General features: G+C 68.9%; 17 protein-coding genes. 9 read left to right on the forward strand and 8 right to left on the reverse strand.

The features are described from left to right. The 4 genes from V6M42_RS12495 to V6M42_RS12510 form a co-directional block, all read right to left on the reverse strand. Positions 1-622 (reverse strand): FkbM family methyltransferase (locus tag V6M42_RS12495; protein WP_332678766.1); only part of this gene is annotated, 622 nt, incomplete at its 3' end. A gap of 258 nt (positions 623-880) precedes the next feature. After that, entirely contained in the window at positions 881-1126 is a 246-nt protein-coding gene (locus V6M42_RS12500) for a GlsB/YeaQ/YmgE family stress response membrane protein (protein WP_332678768.1), read from the reverse strand. A gap of 129 nt (positions 1127-1255) precedes the next feature. Then, entirely contained in the window at positions 1256-2458 is a 1203-nt protein-coding gene (locus tag V6M42_RS12505; RefSeq protein ID WP_332678770.1) for a M20 metallopeptidase family protein, read from the reverse strand. Further along, on the reverse strand, positions 2427-3398 hold the full coding sequence (locus V6M42_RS12510) for an acyl-CoA desaturase (protein WP_332678771.1): 972 nt from the start codon (positions 3396-3398) through the stop codon (positions 2427-2429). Before V6M42_RS12510 ends, V6M42_RS12505 begins: the two co-directional genes overlap by 32 nt. Positions 3399-3485: 87 nt before the next feature. On the opposite strand from V6M42_RS12510, the gene V6M42_RS12515 reads away from it, so the two are divergent. From V6M42_RS12515 to V6M42_RS12525, 3 genes are all read left to right on the forward strand, one after another. Then, positions 3486-3812, forward strand: a complete 327-nt coding sequence (locus tag V6M42_RS12515; protein ID WP_332678772.1) for a metalloregulator ArsR/SmtB family transcription factor — start codon at positions 3486-3488, stop codon at positions 3810-3812. Between the two features lie 66 nt (positions 3813-3878). Then, positions 3879-5729 carry a DUF885 domain-containing protein gene (locus V6M42_RS12520; protein WP_332678774.1) on the forward strand — a complete coding sequence of 617 codons (1851 nt, stop codon included), beginning with the start codon at positions 3879-3881 and terminating at the stop codon, positions 5727-5729. A gap of 85 nt (positions 5730-5814) precedes the next feature. Next, positions 5815-6162: a TFIIB-type zinc ribbon-containing protein gene (locus V6M42_RS12525; protein ID WP_332657300.1), complete on the forward strand. Its 348-nt coding sequence runs from the start codon at positions 5815-5817 to the stop codon at positions 6160-6162. Positions 6163-6175: 13 nt separating this feature from the next. Here V6M42_RS12525 and V6M42_RS12530 read toward each other — a convergent pair whose 3' ends face one another. Beyond that, the gene (locus V6M42_RS12530; RefSeq protein ID WP_332678776.1) at positions 6176-7891 is read right to left on the reverse strand and encodes a hypothetical protein; all 1716 of its coding nucleotides are present in this window, start codon (positions 7889-7891) and stop codon (positions 6176-6178) included. Positions 7892-8098: 207 nt separating this feature from the next. On the opposite strand from V6M42_RS12530, the gene V6M42_RS12535 reads away from it, so the two are divergent. The 5 genes from V6M42_RS12535 (at position 8099) to V6M42_RS12555 (ending at position 11594) form a co-directional block, all read left to right on the forward strand. Then, positions 8099-8803, forward strand: a complete 705-nt coding sequence (locus V6M42_RS12535; protein WP_332657304.1) for a response regulator transcription factor — start codon at positions 8099-8101, stop codon at positions 8801-8803. Then, entirely contained in the window at positions 8772-10409 is a 1638-nt protein-coding gene (locus V6M42_RS12540; protein WP_332657305.1) for a stimulus-sensing domain-containing protein, read from the forward strand. Before V6M42_RS12535 ends, V6M42_RS12540 begins: the two co-directional genes overlap by 32 nt. Beyond that, positions 10406-10834 carry an HPr kinase/phosphorylase gene (locus V6M42_RS12545; protein ID WP_332678778.1) on the forward strand — a complete coding sequence of 143 codons (429 nt, stop codon included), beginning with the start codon at positions 10406-10408 and terminating at the stop codon, positions 10832-10834. The genes V6M42_RS12540 and V6M42_RS12545 overlap by 4 nt, the downstream gene beginning before the upstream one ends. 86 nt (positions 10835-10920) lie before the next feature. After that, on the forward strand, positions 10921-11325 hold the full coding sequence (locus V6M42_RS12550) for a PTS sugar transporter subunit IIA (RefSeq protein WP_056616976.1): 405 nt from the start codon (positions 10921-10923) through the stop codon (positions 11323-11325). Next, positions 11322-11594: an HPr family phosphocarrier protein gene (locus V6M42_RS12555; protein WP_332678779.1), complete on the forward strand. Its 273-nt coding sequence runs from the start codon at positions 11322-11324 to the stop codon at positions 11592-11594. Before V6M42_RS12550 ends, V6M42_RS12555 begins: the two co-directional genes overlap by 4 nt. A 1-nt stretch (position 11595) precedes the next feature. Here V6M42_RS12555 and trhO read toward each other — a convergent pair whose 3' ends face one another. Further along, entirely contained in the window at positions 11596-12534 is a 939-nt protein-coding gene (gene trhO / locus V6M42_RS12560; RefSeq protein ID WP_442880966.1) for an oxygen-dependent tRNA uridine(34) hydroxylase TrhO, read from the reverse strand. A gap of 157 nt (positions 12535-12691) precedes the next feature. Next, positions 12692-14110, reverse strand: a complete 1419-nt coding sequence (locus V6M42_RS12565) for a histidine kinase (protein ID WP_332678781.1) — start codon at positions 14108-14110, stop codon at positions 12692-12694. A 276-nt stretch (positions 14111-14386) separates the two neighbouring features. Here V6M42_RS12565 and V6M42_RS12570 point away from each other — a divergent pair, with 276 nt between their 5' ends. Then, on the forward strand, positions 14387-15022 hold the full coding sequence (locus tag V6M42_RS12570; protein WP_332657312.1) for a response regulator transcription factor: 636 nt from the start codon (positions 14387-14389) through the stop codon (positions 15020-15022). A gap of 302 nt (positions 15023-15324) precedes the next feature. Here V6M42_RS12570 and V6M42_RS12575 read toward each other — a convergent pair. Beyond that, the coding region (locus V6M42_RS12575; RefSeq protein ID WP_332678782.1) for a BamA/TamA family outer membrane protein at positions 15325-16128 on the reverse strand (804 nt) is incomplete at its 5' end.

Raw genomic sequence — 16128 nt, forward strand, 5'->3', positions numbered from 1 at the left:
GCGCGATGCGGATGTGGGTGGTGACCGCGCCGCCCTTCTGCGCCAGCCCGGTCTGGTCGAGCACGGTCGCGCCCTTGCCCTCCAGGTGGGCGAGCAACGCCGCGGGGTCGTCGCCCATTCCGCGCAGCATGTTCGGCGAGAATTCGAACAAGAGTGCGGGCGTCGTGTCGCCGTCGAGCAGCGCGCCCGCACCGCGCAGCGCCATCGCCTCGGCGCCCTCGATGTCGAGTTTGATCAGGCGGATCGCCTCGCCGGCGAGCAGGCTGTCGAGGCGGCGCAGCGGGATTCCTGCGCCCGCGCCTTCGCGGTCAAAGGACAAATGGTTGCTGCCGATATTGCCGGCATCGTGCACCACCATGTTCGCCATGCCTTCGCGGTCGCTGGCCGCGCAGCGGTGGACGCGGATCGCGCCCGCATCGTTGCGCGCGATATTGTCGTCAAGCAGGTCGGCGGTCGAGGGGGTGGCCTCGATGGCGTGGATGCGGCCTTCGGGTCCGACGAGCCGGTGGGCGAGCAGCGAGAGAAAAAGCCGATATTCGCGCCGACATCGACGAAGCTGTCGCCGGGTTTCAGCGCCGCCGATATGACCATCGTCTCGAGCGGCTCCCAGCCGCCGGTGCAATAGATGGTGCGGTTGACGAACTGGCCGAGGTCGAGCCGCATCGCAAAGCCGTGACGCGTTTGGGCGGTGCGGATCTGCGACCGCACCGCGGCTTCGGGCAGCAGGCGGTAGGCGAGGCTGCCGAGACGCCACTGGCCCTTCTCGAACGGATAGGTGCGGCTGGCCCATGCCGCGAGATGTCCGATGGCATTCGCCATGGCTATTGTTCCCCACTTTGGTCGTCGGCCCCGCCTTTGACAGCCGGGGATTACCTTCTGCCTACCCGCCGACGCTGAGCAGCCTCCCGACGAGGATCAGCACGACTGCGCCGATCACCGAGGCGAGGCAGCCCGCGCGGTGAAAATCCGCCCGCCCGCGTGAAGTGACGAGCCCGGCGAGCAGTGACCCGCCGATGCCGAGCAGGATGGTCGCGACCCACCCCATCTGCACCGCGCCGGGGTAGAAGAAGCGCGCGAGCGCCCCGATGATCAGGCCCGAAAGGATGGCGCCGATGATATTGATCATATGTGGTCCTTTTGGATGGAGGCACCCCCGGGCAAATCTAGGAAGCGTTACGTTTGACCGCAAGCGTCGTCCTATTTGAGTTTCACGCAAAGGCGCGAAGACACAAAGAAACCTTTGCGTGAGAATCGTTTACGCGAACCCCTCGTTCAGGAACCGCTCGGCGAGCGCGGCATGCAGCGCGGCACCGCGTGCCATCACCTTTTCGTCGAGGACCATGCGGTTCGAGTGCAGCCCGCAGCAGGCGCGCCAGTCGCTGCCTTCGGCGCTCGCGCCGAGCCAGAACATTGCGCCGGGGACCTTTTCGAGCACGTAGGAGAAATCCTCGGCGCCCATCACCGGATTGTCCATCGTCAGCCAGGCCTGCTCGCCGAACGTCTCTTCGACAACCGACTGCCCGAACGCGACCGCGCGGCTGTCGCAGATGGTGACGGGGAAACCCTCCTCGATCTGCACCTCGGCGGTGCAGCCATGCGCCTCGGCGATCGCGGGGGCGAGGCGCTTCAGCTCGCGCGCGACCATCGCGCGCCTTTCCGGGGAAAGGGTGCGGATCGTGCCGAGCATCTCGGCGGTCTCGGGGATGATATTGTTCGTCGTTCCCGCCGCGATCTTGGCGATCGTGACGACGGCGGGGTCGAAGACCGAGATGCGGCGCGTCACCATCGTCTGGATCGCGGTTACGATAGAACAAGCAACCGGGATCGGGTCGACGGCATCGTGGGGCATCGAGGCGTGGCCGCCCGCGCCCTTCACGGTGATCGACAGCACGTCGGACGAAGCGAGCAACGGCCCCGCACGCCCCGCGAAGATGCCATGCGGCGCGTTGGGCATGATGTGGAGCGCGAAGGCGGCGTCGGGCAGCGGATCGATGATGCCATCGTTCAGCATGAAGCGCGCGCCATGATGGCCTTCCTCGCCCGGCTGGAACATGAACATCACGGTGCCGGGCAGGCGGTCGCGCGCCGCGCACAGCAGCTTCGCCGCGCCGACGAGCATCGCGACATGCGTGTCGTGCCCGCACGCGTGCATCGCGCCGGTGGTCTCTGACGAGAAATCGAGGCCCGTGTCCTCGAGCAGCGGCAGCGCATCCATGTCGCCGCGCAGCAGAACGGTGCGCCCGTTGGCGGGACCGCGCAGGATCGCGATCAGGCCGGTGGTCGAGGGCCCCTCGCGAAATTCGAGCGGCAGGCCGGTGAGCGCCTCCTTGATCTTCGCGAGCGTCTTCGGGTTCTGGAGGCCCAGTTCGGGCTCGCGGTGGATCGCGCGGCGGAGGTCGACGAGGTCGTCCAAGAGGGTTTCGGCCTCAGCGGGCCAGCTGTGAATTGCGGTGTCCATGTGGCGACTGTGCCGCCAAGCCCGTCCCGTGTCGAGAGACCTCGGAGAGACCGGGGCGCTTGCCCAGCGTGTCGGGCGTCCGCACGTCCCACATCAACCCAAGCCGCTCGCACAGGCGGATGACGGCATAGCCCCAATCGCTCTGCCCCGGATGGAGGCCGATGCGCGCCGAACCGGGATAGGCGTGATGATTGTTGTGCCAGGCCTCGCCCATGGTCGGGATGGCGGCCCAAGGCACGTCATGGGCCTGAACGCCCGCACCCTTGACGCGCCAGCTTTGCGGCCCGCGCCGATGCGCCAGATGGCCGACGAACCAGTGGCCGGTCACGGACGCGGCGACCCGGGCGCAGACGCCCCAGACCACGAAGCCCCAGCCGCCGAGAAGGTACAGGCCGGCCGCGATCGGAACCTGCTGCAGCATCCAGGTCCGTTCGAGGAAGCGGTAGAACCGGTCGCGCTGAACCCGGCCGAGGTCGAAGGCCGGAGGCCGGGCCAGCTCCAGCCGGCAATGTATCTGCCAGACGGCGTCGATCAGCATGGGGCGCCGGTGGGCCAGATAGTCGTGGCAGTCCGTCTGCCTTTGGGCCCAGTCGCGCAGGTCGTGGGTGCGGATCATCCAGAGCGGCCCGCTCATGCCCACGGCTGTCCCGACCCAGACCAGACAATGCTCTAGCCACAGCGGGCATTCAAAGCTGCCGTGGATCAGCCGTCGGTGAAACCCGACCGAATGGCCCAGCAGCAGGGCTCCGCCCGTGGTCGCCGCGAACACCGCCAGCGCGCTCCAGCTGAAGGTAAGCGGCCCGAACACCAGCGCGACGGCCAGCATGCCGCCGTTCCACAGGGAGTGGGCTGGGTCCCAGACGACGCGCCCCTCGACGGGGCTGCATCCGGCCGGCTCGATCAGACTGTTCACGGCGCAGGGATCGTGGTGGTCGTGCATCGCCAAGCCTTTCAGTATTTAAGTCATAACTTAAACACTGAAATGAGGGACTGGCAAGCGGTTAGCAAATCGCTTAAATGTCGCACCATGCAACGCGTCTTTGAAGCCCTGTCATCCACCATCCGGCGCAGGATTTTGGCCTATCTGGCGCATGCCGACATGACGGCGGGCGAGATCGCGGCCCGGTTCGAAATCTCCAAGCCGGCCGTGTCGCAACACCTGACGGTGCTCGAGAACGCCGGTCTGGTCGCCAGCGAAAAACGCGGCCAGTTCGTCCACTACAGCCTGGTCCCCGACCATCTGGCCAACACCCTGAACGCCTACGCCCAGGAGGTCTGTCCGGTGTCCAAGCCGCTGAAGGCCGAGAGCGCGAAGATCGCCCGGTCCCGCAAGACACCCGCGCCGGACGCCTGACGCCCGCGGCTTGCGCCTTGGCCCGGCGTCGGTGAAGGTCACGCCCCCAGTCTTTCCGGAGTTCCCATGCGCCGTCTGCTCGTCTCGTCCGCCGCCGTCGTCGCCCTGCTGACCGGCGCACCCGCCGTCTCACTGGCCCAGACTCCCGGCCCCGCTGCGGCGCCCGCGCAGAGCGAGGACGCCCGGCTGGCGGCCTTCTTCGAACAGGCGTTCCAGGAACGGATCGCGCTGAGCCCGCAGCAGATGACCTCGCTGGGACTCAAGACCGACTACGACAAGCTGGACGACGCCACCGACGCCGCCTCCGACCGGGCGCTGGCTCTCGCCGAGCGGCAGCTGGCGCAGCTGAACGACCAGTTCAATCCGCGGACGCTGAGCGCCGACAGCCGGATGTCCTGGCGGCTGTTCGAATACGGCGTCCAGCAGGCGCGGCTGTCGAACCGCTGGCGCGACTGGGGCTATCAGTTCGCCGCCAACGGCAATCCGACGACGGGCCTGCCCGTGTTCATGATCAACAACCACCGCGTAGGCAGCGTCTCCGACGCCGAGGCCTATGTCGCGCGCCTGCGGGACTCGGAGCGGGTCATGGGCGAGATCGCCGCCGAGCTGCGCGACCGGGCGTCGAAGGGGGTCGTCTCGCCGAATTTCGTGTTCGAGCCCTCGATCGCCAACACTCGCAACATCATCGCCGGCGCGCCCTTCGACGGCGGGGCCGACAATCCGGTCTGGGCGGACTTCCAGAAGAAGGTCGGCGCGCTGGAGGCCGATCAGGCGACGAAGGACCGGCTGCTGGCCGAGGGTCGGGCGGCCCTGACCGGCGAATGGAAGCGCGGCTACGAAGGCGTGCTGGCGGCCCTGGCCGAGGTGCAGCAGCAGGCGGCGGCCATGCCCGACCGCGACGGCGGCGTGTGGCGGCTGCCCGACGGCGAGGCCTTCTACAACGCCCGGCTTCAGCTCTCGACGACCACGACCCTGACGGCGGACCAGATCCACGAGACCGGCCTGTCCGAGGTGGCGCGCATCCAGGCCGAGATGGAGGTCATCAAGGCCGCCGTCGGCTTCACCGGCTCGCTGCAGGACTTCTTCGCCTTCATCAAGACGGACCCGCGCTTCCAGTATCCGAACACGCCCGAGGGCAAGGAGCAGTATCTGACCGACTCCCGCGCCTTCATCGCCCAGGTGATGGTCGACGCGCCGCGGTATTTCCACGACCTGCCCGAGGCGGCGCTGGAGGTGCGGTCGGTCGAGCCCTGGCGCGAGGCGACGGCCTCCGTCGCCTTCTATAATTCGCCGTCGCCGGACGGGACGCGGCCCGGCATCTATTACGTCAACCTGTCCGACATGACCCAGGTGCTGAAGCCCCAGATCGAGGCCATCAGCTATCACGAGGGCGCGCCCGGCCACCATTTCCAGATCGCCTATGCGCAGGAGATCGAGGGCATGCCGCGCTTCCGCCGCTTCGGCGGCTACGGCGCCTATGCCGAGGGCTGGGGCCTGTACGCCGAGCGGCTCGGCAAGGAGATGGGCTACTACCCGGACCCCTATTCGGACTTCGGCCGGCTGTCGCTGGAGCTGTGGCGCGCGGTGCGTCTGGTCACGGACACGGGGCTGCACGCCAAGCGCTGGAGCCGGGAACAGGCCATCGAATATTTCCAGCGCAACTCGCTGCTGAGCGAGCGCGACATCGTCAAGGAGGTCGAGCGCTACATCACCAACCCGGGGCAGGCGACCAGCTACAAGATCGGCGAGCTGAAGATCCGCGAGCTGCGCGCGCGGGCCGAAGCCGCGCTGGGTGACCGGTTCGACGTGCGCGACTATCACGCGGTGGTCCTGGGCTCGGGCTCCGTGCCGCTGGAAGTGCTGGAAGACCAGGTCGACGCCTGGATCGCGGCGGGAGGCGGCCCGCCGGCGACCTGAGACCGGCGCGGCCCTTCGTCACGTTGGCGGAACCCCGGACGCCCCCTAGCTCTACGGATGATCCCCTTTGTGACTGGAGACGACGATGCCGCTCTTGATGTGCCCGAACGACAACGCCGCCATGCAGACGCTGGAACGGGGCGGCGTGCAGTTCGATATGTGTCCCAGCTGCCGCGGCGTCTGGCTGGACCGGGGCGAGCTGGAGAAGCTGATGGCTTCGGCGACCGAAGAGGGACGCGCATCCGCGCCCCAACCCGCGCCCGTGGCCGCCCCGCCGCCGCAGGCCCAGCAGCCCTACCCGCCGCAACAGCCGCCCCAGCAGCCCTGGGGCTCGCAGCCGGCCTATCGCGACGAGCGCTACCGCAGCCGCGATGACGACGACTACCGCTACAAGAAGAAGAAGCGCGACAGCATCTTCGACATCTTCGACTGAGGTCGTCGCGCGGTCAGGCGGCCAGACCGGCCGCCTTCATCAGGCCCTTCAGCGGCGCCAGGGCCTCGGGCGTGGTCGACAGGGTCGCGCGGGACTGCGGCGCGCGGAACAGCTTGACGGCCTCGGCCTTGGCCCGGTCGGCGGCCGGGCCCATGGGCGCGGTCTCGCCGGCGGCCATGCGCAGGAGCGCCGACAGCTTCTGCGGCAGGGGCGCGGGCGAGCGCGCCAGCATCGCCACAATCCTGGCCTCTCCCTCGACCGTCCCGCCGACCGTCCCGATCGCGGCTGAAATCTCGGCGTCGTCCCGCTCGTTGAGGCCGCAGCTGTGCACGGCCCGCTGGAGATTGGCCAGAACGCCCAGTTTCTGGGCCGGTGTCTGGCCGGCGGCGGCGCGCATCTCGGTCTCGAACCGCAGCGAACCCACGCAGGCCGACAGCCAGCGGGCCGCCGAGCGCTTGTTGGCCGTGCCGGTGACGTTCTCGCACAGCCGGGTCAGGGCCTCGGCCTCGCACAGCACGGTGGAGCAGGTCTTGGCGTAGGCGCCGACGAAATCGGCGGTGACGATGGCCTTGGAACGCTCGTTGAAGGCGTTCTGGACCTCTTCCAGCGTGAGCAGGCGGCCGGCGGTGACGGTGAGGGCCATGGCCAGGGTGCGCAGGATGTCGATCTCGCCGGCGGCGTCGTTGGGGCGCAGGCGGCGGGGGCTCATCAGCTCGCGCAGAACCATTCGCGCCAGCGCGGCGGCGAGCAGGGGAAATTCGCCCGCCTCAAGCCGCAGGCCCAGCCGGGCGGCGGGCCCGTCGACATTGGGCATCTGCAGGGTCATCCGCGCGTCCGTGCGCATCAGGGCGGCGATCTCGTCCGGCGCGACCATCCGCACCACGGCCGCCAGCGACGCGCCCTGATCAAGCCCGGGGCCGAGGATGTCCGCCAGATTGGTCCGCGCCGCCAGCATCTCGCACAGGATCTGTTCGATGGGGACCAGCACCATGGCGCGCGGATGGCCGTCCATCGGCGCGCGCTCGGCCAGGTCCATCAGCCGGTCCAGCCGCGTCCGGCCCCCGCGCAGTCCGGTCAGGGCGCAGGACACGACGCCGCCCATGATGAAGGCGCGGTCGGGCTGGCCTTCCAGCCGGTGCGCCAGGTCGGCGATGGAATGGTCTTCGAGGCCGGGGAACTGGCCGCGACGGCCCGCGGCGATCACCCGTTCGAGGGCCTTTTCGGCCAGCTTCTGATAATGGCGGACCAGTTCGTGGACGGGCTGGCCGACGGCCTGGCTCTCGGGCACGGCGACCTTCTGGATGGCGTGCTGCAGTTCCATGCCCGACGCTTCCAGCTTTTCCGCCAGATCGGGACGGTGCAGCAGTTCGAACGCCGTCACGCCCTGACGGACAAGCCAGTCCTCCAGCACCCGGCCGATCACCTCGCGCGCCTGGGGCGTGTAGAGATCCTGCGGCCCGTTGCAGCGCGGGCCGCTCTCTTCCTCGGGCACCACCCGCTTCTGCCGGACCTCGGGCGCGCCGCGGGTCAGGACGGTCGAGCTGGCGAACTCCATGGTGTCGGGATCGAGGACTTCCCGGGTCACCCGCACGGCCGCCGCCCGTTTGTCGGCCAGCATGTCCTCGGCGGACTGGACCGCGACGGTGCGGTCCTCCGTCGCCATCTGGAGGGTCCAGGGCGCGGGAGCCGTCTTTCGTATGTAAACTTCGTAGTGGACGGAGCCGGCCATCAAAACGCTCGAACTGTTCCGCTCCATCATGGCGCAAAGGCTTTAAGGCGGGGTTTCGTTGTCAATTGTGGCGATGCGGCCCATCTAGGAGCCTCGCCATCCGGGTTTTCGGTCGACCGACCCCGGACAATGATGGATTAGAACGGTAACGCTTGCCGTGCGTTGAGACTGCGAACGACGAACGAAGAGCCTTCAAGGAGACCGCCTTTGGCCAACATCACCCTGGTCGACGACGACGAGAACATCGTCGCCTCCGTCTCGCTGGCGCTGGAAAGCCACGGCCACAAGATCACGGCCTATCACGACGGGGCCGCGGGCCTGGAAGCGCTGGAGGCCAGCCCGCCCGACCTCGCCATCCTGGACGTCAAGATGCCCCGCATGGACGGGATGGAGGTGCTGCGCCGCCTGCGACAGACCTCGCAGATCCCGGTCATCATGCTGACCTCGCGCGATGAGGAGATCGACGAGATCCTGGGCTTCAACCTGGGCGCGGACGACTACATCCACAAACCCTTCAGCCAGCGTCTGCTGATCGAACGGGTCAAGGCGCTGCTGCGCCGGACGGGCGCCGACGGCGGCGAGCCGGAACCCTCGGGCGAAAACGCGTCCAAGGCCATCAAGCGCGGCAAGCTGTCGATGGACCCGGCCCGGCACGAGAGCACCTGGGAAGGCAAGCCGGTCAAGCTGACCGTCACCGAATTCCTGCTGCTGCAGGCCCTGGCCCAGCGTCCCGGCTTCGTGAAGAGCCGCGACAACCTGATGGACGCCGCCTACGACGACCAGGTCTATGTCGACGACCGCACCATCGACAGCCACGTGAAGCGGATGCGGAAGAAGTTCCGGGTTGTCGACCCCGAGTTCGACGCCATCGAGACCCTGTATGGCGTTGGATACCGCTATCGCGAAAGCTGATCCGCTCCCGCCGGGAGACGATGAACCGCGCCGCCCGGTGAAACGCTTCGGGGGGTCGCGGCTCGGCGGCCTGATCCTGGCCCTGAACCTGCTCAGCCTGCTGATCCTGTTCGTCGGGGCCCTGCTGCTGAACGAGTGGTCGCGGGGCCTGATCGCGGCGCGGGAAGAAACCCTCGTGGCCCAGGCCGAGCTGCTGTCCAACGTGCTCAGCAAGCTGAGCATCACGACCGGCGAACCGACGCCCGCCTTCGATCCGGTCGAGGCGTCGCGCCAACTGGTCGACGACTTCATACCGGAGGGGCAGCGGGCGCGGCTGTTCGATCTGGACGGCCTGCTGGTGGCGGACAGCTATGCGGTCACCGAGCGCATCCCCGGCGAGCCGCTGCCGCCCGCCCGACCCGCGGGCAGTCCGCCGGTGAAGGCCGATTTCGCGGCCGAGAAGCGCGCCGAGGCGGAGGTCGAACGCGCCCGCGGCGACCTGGCCGCCGAGGTCGAGGCGGCGCTGGACGGCCAGGTCCAGTCCGGCCTGCGCCGCTCCGAAAGCGGCGACCGCGTGGTCTCGGTCTCCATACCCGTGCGCCACGTCCAGCAGGTTCTGGGCGTGCTGACGCTCGAGGCGGGCGACGTGGACGAGACCCTGGCCGCCCAGCGCCGCGCCCTGATGCCCTTTGCCCTGGTGGCCCTGTTCGTGAACCTGCTGGGCTCCCTGCTGATGCACCTGTTCGTGGCGCGGCCGGTGATGCGGCTGTCGGCGGCGGCGGACGAGGTCCGGCTGCAGCGGGCCCGCGCCATCTCCCTGCCCGATCTCGAGGGCCGCAAGGACGAGATCGGCGATCTGGCCCGCTCGCTGGAGACCATGACCGAGACCCTGTCCGACCGCATGGACGCCATCGAACGGTTCGCCGCCGACGTCTCGCACGAGATCAAGAACCCCCTGACCTCGATCCGTTCGGCGCTCGAGACCCTGCCGCTGGTCAAGACCGAGGCCCAGCGCGAGAAGCTGACGGCCCTGCTGCAACAGGACGTGCGGCGGCTGGACCGGCTGATCACGGACATCTCCAACGCCTCGCGTCTGGACGCCGAACTGGCGCGCGACCGGCCCCGCACCATCGACCTGACCACCCTGCTCACCGAGATCGTCGGCGTCTATGAAGCGGGCCGGAAGCCGGGCGAGCCGCGCATCGTCTTCCAGGCGCCGGCGGGCGACCACGTCCTGGTCACGGGCCGCGACGGCCCCCTGGGACAGGTGTTCCGCAACCTGATCGACAACGCCCGCTCGTTCAGCCCCGCCGACGGCCAGGTGCGGCTGACGCTGTCCCGCGAGCCTTCCGACGCGGATCATCCCGCCAGGGTCCGCGTCGAGGACGACGGTCCCGGCATCCCCCCGGACAACCTCGAAACCGTCTTCCAGCGTTTCTACACCTCGCGGCCCAAGGGCACGGCCTTCGGCGCCAACTCCGGTCTCGGCCTGTCGATCGCCCGGCAGATCGTCGAGGCCCACGGCGGCGCCATCCGTGCGGAAAACCGGACCGACGAGACCGGCGCGGTCCTCGGCGCCCGTTTCGAGGTCGCCCTGCCGCTGACCTTCGTCGGCCGCCGCGGATGAGCGACCAGCCCCTGCACGGCACCGTCGCGGCGCGCTGGACCCCGGCGTCCGGCTGGCGCGGCGTCCTGGTCACCGGCCCGTCCGGCGCGGGCAAGAGCGACCTGGCCCTGCGGCTGATCGGCCAGGGCTGGCGGCTGGTGGCCGACGACTACGCCCATGTCTTCGCCTCCGGCGCCGCGCTCTACGCCACCTGCCCCGAGACCATCGCCGGCCGCATCGAGGCGCGGGGCGTCGGCGTCGTTCCGGCCTGCGCGCTCGATCTGGTCCGGCTGGTGCTGGCCGTCGAGCTGTCGGCAGAGCCCGTCGAACGCCTGCCCGAGGCCGAGGAGACCGTCATCGCCGGGGTTTCCCTGCCGCTCGTCCGACTGTGCGGATTCGAGCCCTCGGCGGTCGAAAAGGTCACACTGCTGACCAGCCCGCTTTAACCCGGCGCGGACTTGGGCTATTCCGCCCGGCTTGCGGCATGCTCGAGGGCTGTCGGACGCGGGGCGTGAGCTTTGGTTATACCGTCATGATCGGGCTGGTGATCGTCACCCACGGGGGGCTGGCCTCTGAATTCCTGGCGGCCATGGAGCACGTCGTGGGCCCGCAGCGCGGGGTCGCGGCCATCTGCATCGGCCCCGAGGACGACATGGAGCGCCGCCGGCGCGACATCGTCGACGCCGCCAACGCCGTGAACGACGGCGACGGCGTCATCCTGCTGACCGACATGTTCGGCGGCACGCCCTCCAACCTGGCCATCTCGGTGATGGAGGAGACCCATGCCGAGGTCATCGCCGGGCTGAACCTGCCGATGCTGATCAAACTGGCCAGCGTGCGCGGCCGCGAACCGCTGGAATCCTGCGTGGCCCACGCCCAGGACGCGGGCCGCAAATACATTTCCGTCGCCAGCTGGGTGCTGCAGGGCGAGAAATGACCGTCACGGCCACGGCGAACATCTGCAACACCCGGGGCCTCCACGCCCGAGCCTCGGCCAAATTCGTCAAACTGGCCTCGGGCTTCGACGCCGAGGTCGAGGTGACCCGCGACGGGGTGACGGTGAACGCCCTGTCGATCATGGGCCTGCTGATGCTGGGCGCCGGCAACGGCTGCGGCATCGAGATCCGGGGCGAGGGCCCCGAGGCCGAAGCGGCCGTGGCCGCGCTCGCCGACCTGGTCGAACGCAAATTCGACGAGGACCAGTAGGTCAGTCGCGGACGCGGTCCCCGGGCGGCGCCTGGACCGCGCCGATATGGGCCACGCCCCGCCGCCCGGCGATCTCCACCTGTTTCGCCCGCTCCAGATATCGCGCCCGGTCCGCGTCGCTGCGCCGGTCCGCGCAGCGGTCGCAGGCCACGCCCTCGACATAAAGCGGCGACGTCCGGCCCGCCTCGCTGACCGGCATGCGACAGCCGCGGCACAGGCTGTGACTGCCCGGCGTCAGGCCGTGGCCGACGGCGACCCGCTCGTCGAAGACGAAACACTCGCCCCGCCACAGGCTGTCGGCCTCCGGCGTCGTCTCGAGATAGCGCAGGATGCCGCCCTCCAGATGGAAGACGTCCTGCACGCCCTCGGCCTTGAGGAAGGCCGTGGCCTTCTCGCAGCGGATGCCGCCGGTGCAGTACATGGCGACCTTCGGCGGGTTCGGCCGGTCCAGCAGGGCGCGGCCCTCGGTCCGGAACCAGTCGGGAAAGTCGCGAAAGCCGCGCGTGTTGGGCTGGATCGCTCCCTCGAAGGCGCCGACGGCGGCCTCATAGTCGTTGCGGGTGTCGATCACGACCGTGTCCGGATCCCGGATCAGGGCGTTCCAGTCGGCCGGGGCGACATAGGTCCCGGCGTCGGACGGGTCCAGGTCCGGCTGGCCCATGGTGACGATCTCGGGCTTGATCCGCACCTTCAGCCGGTGGAACGGCATGGCGGCCGCCGCGGCGAATTTGACATCCAGGCCGGCGAAGCCCGGCAGGGCGCGGATGCCGGCCAGCACGCGCTCGACGGCGGCCGGCGGGCCGGCGATGGTCCCGTTCAGCCCTTCGTGCGCCACCAGCAGCGTGCCGCGCACCGCGGGACGGCAGAGCGCCTCCAGCCGCGCCCGCACCGCCTCGCGATCGGCGATGGCCGCGAACCGGTACAGGGCCGCGACGCGGATCGCCCCGTCCTCCGGAGTTCGGCCATCTGCCGTCAAATCGCGATCGTCCGCGCCCATGGTCTCTCCATCGGCCCGCCGGACCGGCGAACGCCTATACGGAGGCGGAGGCGACATGGCCAGCGCGGCGGCGGGCGCCGGGCGGAGGAACCCGGACCCGTCAGGCGCGCGGCGGCGCGGCCTTCGGCCCCCGCTCGTCCTCATGAGCCCGTGCGCGCCGCCGTCGGGGACGTTTGGCGCGGCCTTCCAACGTGCCCTGGACCGGAAGAGAGACGCGCAGGTGGAAGCCGGTCTTGCCGGGCATGACCGCCATGGTCCCGGACAGACGCTCGACCCGCGCCTTCATGCCCGACAGACCGACCCCGGCGCCCTCGCCGGAGGCCGGGTCCACCGTCGCGCCCGCCAGGCCGACGCCATTGTCGATCACGTCCAGACTGACGGCGTTGCGGGACGCGGCGCTCAGCAGGATGTGGACCTCCGTCGCCCGGGCGTGCCGGTGGACGTTCATCAGGGCCTCCTGCGTGATCCGGAACAGGGTCAGTTCCGAAGCGGAGGAGAGGGGCGGCAGTTCGCCTGTTTCGGTGATGACCGACAGGCTGGTGCGGGCGCCGAAACCCGCGCCGAATTTCTCGATCGCGCGGGCCAGGCCCAGACGTTCGATGTCGGGCGGGTGAAGCAGCCAGGAGAAGCTGCGCACCTCTTCATGGGCCGAGCGCAAGGCCTCGCGAATGTCCGCGATCGGCCCCTCGGGCAACGGGTCGGCGACCGTGCGCTGCAGACGCGACAGCGCCAGATCGATGACCACCAGATACTGCGCCATGGTGTCGTGCAGTTCGCGGGCGATCCGCCGACGCTCCTCGGTTTCGGCATGCATGACCGCCAGCGACTGCCGGTGCGTCGCCTCCAGCAGGGCGTGATGCTCGCTGACGTCGAGGGCGAACCCCAGAATCCGGCCCAGGGCGCCGTCGGCGGTCCGGTCCAGAACCTCCTCGCGTATCTCGATCCAGCGCCAGTCCCCGCAGGCATGCCGCATCCGCGCGGTGACCCGGGCGATATAGCCTTCGTCGGCCGCGGCGAGCCGCCGCCTGTGCGCGTGGAGGCGCGGCGCGTCCTGCGGATGGATCAGATCGACCTCGGCGGGGGCTTCTCCCGGAGGGAAGCCCAGCAGCGAGGCCATGTCCGCCTCCATGGCCGGCGAGCGGTCGTAGATGGACGCCGCGCCGGATCCCACCAGATTGAGCTGCTCGAACAGGATGCGCCGCCAGCCGACGACCCCGTCAGCACGTTCCGCCGGCGAGGTGATCTCAATTACGGCGCCGCCCGGCATCGGCCGAAGGGCGAAGGATGTCTGGTCGCTCTGGTGCGCCGAACGGCGGATCGGCGCGCTCACTTCCACGGGGCCCATCCCCTCGAGGACGCGGTAAAGGGCGTTGGTCAGGATCAGCCGGGCGTCCGCCGTGAAAAGCTGCTCCAGCGTCCGTCCCGCGGCTTCGGCGCGAGTCCAGCCCATGGCCTGGAGGAAGCCGGCGCTGATGTGGGTGAAGCGGAAGCCGCTCGCCTCGTCCCCGATTATGGCCAATGGAACACTCAGGCCGAGAAGCCAGTCTCCCTCGGCCAGCTCGGCGTAACGAACGGTGTCGCTCGCCGGCATCATGGCTAATTGTGGCCCATATTGAGACTCAGGTGCAGAAATCCCGATTTCTGTTGGCGGAAGTATCCGGATAATCAGACATATTAAACACGTAGAAGCCGAACGGCAGCGTCAACCTGTGGAAGTTCATATCAGTAGTTCAACTTATATACTAGGTGGTGACTTTTCCTTATCTCTAACATGAAGACTGGGGGAGAACCGGGAATGTTGCGCGTCCTGATCGCGGACGATCATGAGATTGTGCGCAGGGGCGTGCGTGACGTTGTGACGAATCATCCCGGCTGGGAGGTCTGCGGCGAAGCGAGCGAAGGCTCCGAAATCCTGGCCATGGTGGAGGCGCAGCAGCCGAACGTCGTGGTGCTGGATGTCTCCATGCCCGGTCTCAACGGCATCGCCGTCACGCGCCAGATCCGGCAACTGCTCCCGGCCACCGAGGTCCTGCTCTTCACCATGCACGATGACGACGAGACCGTGACCGGCGGTCTGGCGGCCGGCGCGCGCGGCTATCTTCTGAAGACCGAAGGCGAGACCCAGCTGGTGGGCGCGATCGCCGCCCTCGCCGTTCACCGCCCCTATTTTTCTCCGGCCATCGCGGAGATGCTGCTCGACGCCACGGTTCATGATCGCGCCAAGTCGCGGCTCGAGACCTTCACCCTGCGCGAACTCGAAGTCGCGCAGCTGATCGCCGAGGGCTGCAGCAGCAAACAGATCGCCCGGAAGCTGGGCATCAGCATCAAGACCGTCGAGAGCCATCGCGCCGCGGCCATGCGCAAGGCGGGGGTGCGGCGCGCGGCCGAATTCGTGCGCTTCGCCATCAAGCACAATCTGATCCGGGCCTGACGGGTCGCCGTCCGCGCGGCCCCGCGACCCGGGAAAACCCCTAAAGTTTTCTCAGGGGTCTCGCGTCGCCCCTTAGAGTCGCGGCCCGATATCCAGCTGGACGGCGAGCCGACATGTTCGATACGCGCCGGACGAATTCCGCCCCTCCGACCGTCAGCTTCCAGCCCGGTCACCGCGATCCTTTCTGCGGCAGGGAGCCGTCCTTCGCATCTTGCCGGCGGCCCGATTCCTCTCCCCGGGCTGCTGATGAACCTGGCCGGTCTCGCGTCGCGCGAGGCCGGTCCTTTTCGGTCGGGGCCCGGTCAGAAGGCCTCGCCGACCCGGAAATAGAAGGCCGAGGAATCCTCGCCGACCGCATAGTCGACGCCGACGTTCACGCCGTAGCGTCGCGAGGCCTCGTAACGCAGGCCGACCCCCGCCGCCGGCAACAGCTCTTCCCGGCCGATGTCGCCGAACGCGGGGCCGACGGCGCCCACGCCCGCGAACAGGACGAAGCCGAAACGGCCGGCGAAGCGGCGGCGGTACTCGGTCTGGACGGCGAACATCGAATGGTCGCGGTAGCGGCCCTGGACATAGCCGCGCAGGTCCGACTGGCTGCCGAAATTGCAGATGTCGTAGAAGGGCGCCTCGTCCCCGGCCCAGCAGGTCGAGGCCCGCCACGCCCAGATGGTGCGGTCACCGGTCAGGGTGTAGCCGTTTACCTCCAGCTCGGCCCGGCCGTAGTCGTGGTCGCTGCCCAGCGCCTCGGCCGACTGAAGCCACACGACGCTTCCGTAGAGGCCGGAGCTCGGCTGGTATTCATTGTCGCGCGTGTCGTATTCGCCGGAAATCCCGAGGGCCGAGGTCCGGCTGTCCAGCTCGCGCGGCGGGATGTCCATGTCGGGAAACTCGGGCGGCGTCTCCAGGTTGATCGTCGTGGCCATCTCGATCGCGCGATACTGCAGTCCGACATAGGTGTGCGGCGCGACCCGCATCAGCCCCTGGGCGACGCCGAACCGCGCGTCCTGGGTGATGGGAACGGCGAAGCCGCGCGATCCGGCCTCCGACCCGATGCCGTAGAAGTCGACATTGAACTCGCCGAGGCCCGCGGCGCCCAGGACGCGAAA

Origin of the sequence: Brevundimonas sp., assembly GCF_036677305.1 — a bacterium.
In the GTDB taxonomy this organism is placed as follows: domain Bacteria; phylum Pseudomonadota; class Alphaproteobacteria; order Caulobacterales; family Caulobacteraceae; genus Brevundimonas.